General features: G+C 74.4%; 4 protein-coding genes. All 4 read left to right on the top strand.

The genetic code is table 11. From position 1 onward, the window contains the following. A partial coding sequence (gene crcB, locus N4P33_RS34690; RefSeq protein ID WP_260830890.1) for a fluoride efflux transporter CrcB occupies nucleotides 1-399 on the top strand: 399 nt, incomplete at its 5' end. After that, nucleotides 396-770, top strand: a complete 375-nt coding sequence (gene crcB / locus N4P33_RS34685) for a fluoride efflux transporter CrcB (RefSeq protein WP_260830889.1) — start codon at nucleotides 396-398, stop codon at nucleotides 768-770. The genes crcB (N4P33_RS34690) and crcB (N4P33_RS34685), both read left to right, overlap by 4 nt. Nucleotides 771-874: 104 nt before the next feature. After that, on the top strand, nucleotides 875-1,552 hold the full coding sequence (locus tag N4P33_RS34680) for a FadR/GntR family transcriptional regulator (RefSeq protein ID WP_260830891.1): 678 nt from the start codon (nucleotides 875-877) through the stop codon (nucleotides 1,550-1,552). Next, nucleotides 1,552-2,400: asparaginase (locus tag N4P33_RS34675; protein ID WP_260830888.1), on the top strand; the 849-nt coding region annotated here is incomplete at its 3' end. The genes N4P33_RS34680 and N4P33_RS34675, both read left to right, overlap by 1 nt.

Genomic DNA, 2,400 nt, shown 5'->3' with positions numbered 1-2,400 from the left:
CCGTGGGGACTCCTCGTACACGGGGCGCTCCTCGGCGGGGGAGCGGGGGCCGCTGCACGCTACGCGGCCGGCCTGCACTGGCCCACGCCGCCGAGCGGATTTCCCTGGACCACCTTCTGGGTCAACATCATCGGATGCGCGCTGATCGGCGTCCTCATGGTGCTCGTCACCGAGGCCCGCCGGGCCCACCCGCTCGTCCGCCCGTTCCTCGGCACCGGCGTCCTCGGCGGCTTCACCACCTTCTCGACGTACGCCGTGGATGTCGCGCAGCTGCTGGACCGAGGCCGTCCCGGCACCGCGCTCGCGTATCTCGCCGCGACCCCGCTCACCGCCCTTGCCGCTGTGTGGCTCGCGACCCGCGTGACCCGATGCGTCCTGAGGAAAGGCCGGCCCGCGTGAACTGGCTCCTGGTCGTCGCCGGCGCCATGATCGGCGCTCCCCTTCGCTTTCTCGCCGACCGCGCGGTGCAGTCCCGGCACGGGTCGGGCTTCCCGTGGGGGACCTTCGCCGTGAACGTCACCGGCTGCCTGATCCTCGGCCTGGTCACCGGCGCGGTGACCGCGGGTGCCGTCGGCTCCCGGCTCCAGTTGCTGCTGGGGACCGGACTGTGCGGCGCGCTGACGACGTACTCGACCTTCTCCTGGGAGACCCTGCGACTGATCGAGACCGGAGCCCGCGGCCGGGCGGCGGCGAACGTCGCCGGAAGTGTGCCGGCCGGTCTCGGCGCGGCCTGTGCGGGCCTGGCACTGGCGTGGGGCATCTGGGCGTGACCGGCGCCGCTTGACAGTCCTCGCCCCGCGCCCGCACCATCGCTCCCGTGAACCTGTCAGACAGCCAGACAGGTGGGGTGCCGGGCCCGCGCCGCGTCAGCGCGATGGAGGCCGTGCTCGCCCACCTGCGCGGCGCCATCGAGCGCGGCGAGTACGCGATCGGCGACAAGCTGCCCTCCGAGGCCGAGCTGTGCCGCACCCTCGAGGTCTCCCGGCCCGTGCTGCGCGAGGCGCTGCGGGCGCTGCAGACCATGGGTCTGACCGTGTCCCGGACCGGCAAGGGCACCTTCGTCGTCGCGAACGCCGTGGAGGAGCCCACCTTCGGCGACTACACGGCCGGCGACCTGCTGGAGGTGCGCCGCCACGTGGAGATCCCGGTCGCCGGATACGCCGCCCTGCGCCGTACCCCGGAGAACCTGGAGCGCCTGACCCACCTGCTGCGCCGCATGGAGCGGGAGACCGACACCGCCGCGTGGGTCGCCATGGACGCCCAGTTCCATCTGACCGTGGCCGAGGCGGCCCAGAACCCGGTGTTCCGCCGGGTCATCGAGGAGCTCCGGGACGCGCTGGCCCGCCAGTCCGCCTTCCTCAACGAAATGGGCGGCCGCCGCGAGCAGTCCGACCGCGAGCACCGGGCGATCCTCCAGGCCCTGATCGACGGCTCCGAACACGACGCGACCGAGGCCATGACCCACCACCTCGACCGCGTCCGGTCCACCCTCACCGACCTGGTGCGCCGCGCCCGCCCCGCGTCGCCCCGACCCACGACCAGCAGGCAGTGATGTACAGCACCCTCCCCGCGGACGCGCCCCCGATCCGCGAACCCCTCCACGCCCCCGTCGCCCACCTCGTACGCGGCGGGGTGGTGGAAGGCGTCCACTACGGCTCCGTCGTCGTCCTCGGCCCCGACGGCGAGGCCGGGCTCCGGCTGGGCGATGCCGAGGCCGCTTTCTACCCCCGGTCCGCGCTCAAGCCGCTCCAGGCCGTCGCCATGGTCCGCGCCGGACTCCCGCTCGACGGCGAGCTGCTGTCCCTCGCCGCGGCCAGCCACTCCGCCGAGGACCGCCACATCGCGGGCGCGCGGCGCATCCTGGAGGCCGCCGGGCTCACCGAGGAGCACCTGCGCAACGTCCCGGACCTGCCGTTCGGCGCGGCCGTGCGGGACACCTGGGTCCGCGAGGGCCGGCCGCCGTCCCGGCTCGCCCAGAACTGCTCCGGCAAGCACGCCGCCATGCTGTTCACCTGCGTGCTGAACGGCTGGTCCCTGGACGACTACCTGGACCCCGCGCACCCCCTCCAGCAGGCGATCGCCGAGATCGTCGAGGACCTCACCGGACAGCGCATCGCCCAGGTGACCGTCGACGGCTGCGGGGCGCCCCTGTTCTCCGTCTCCCTGCACGGCCTCGCCCTCGCCACCGCCCGGATCGCCACCGCCGCGCCCGGCACCCCCGAGGCCCGGGTCGCCGACGCGATGCGCCAGCACCCCGAGATGGCCTCCGGCACGGACCGTGACGTGGCCGCGCTGATGCGGGCCGTGCCGGGGCTGCTCGCCAAGGACGGCTTCGAGGGCGTCCAGGTCGCCGCCCTGCCCGACGGCCGCGCCGTCGCCGTGAAGATAGCCGACGGCGCC

Source organism: Streptomyces sp. 15-116A (genome assembly GCF_025290915.1).
In the GTDB taxonomy this organism is placed as follows: domain Bacteria; phylum Actinomycetota; class Actinomycetes; order Streptomycetales; family Streptomycetaceae; genus Streptomyces.
The sequence above is the reverse complement of the archived record's forward strand: the minus strand, read 5'-3'. Positions and strand labels throughout refer to the sequence as shown.

Bases quoted from the DNA above. Each gene is read 5' to 3' on its own strand.
- N4P33_RS34680 (WP_260830891.1), top strand. From the start codon at position 875: ATGGAGGCCGTGCTCGCCCACCTGCGCGGCGCCATCGAGCGCGGCGAG.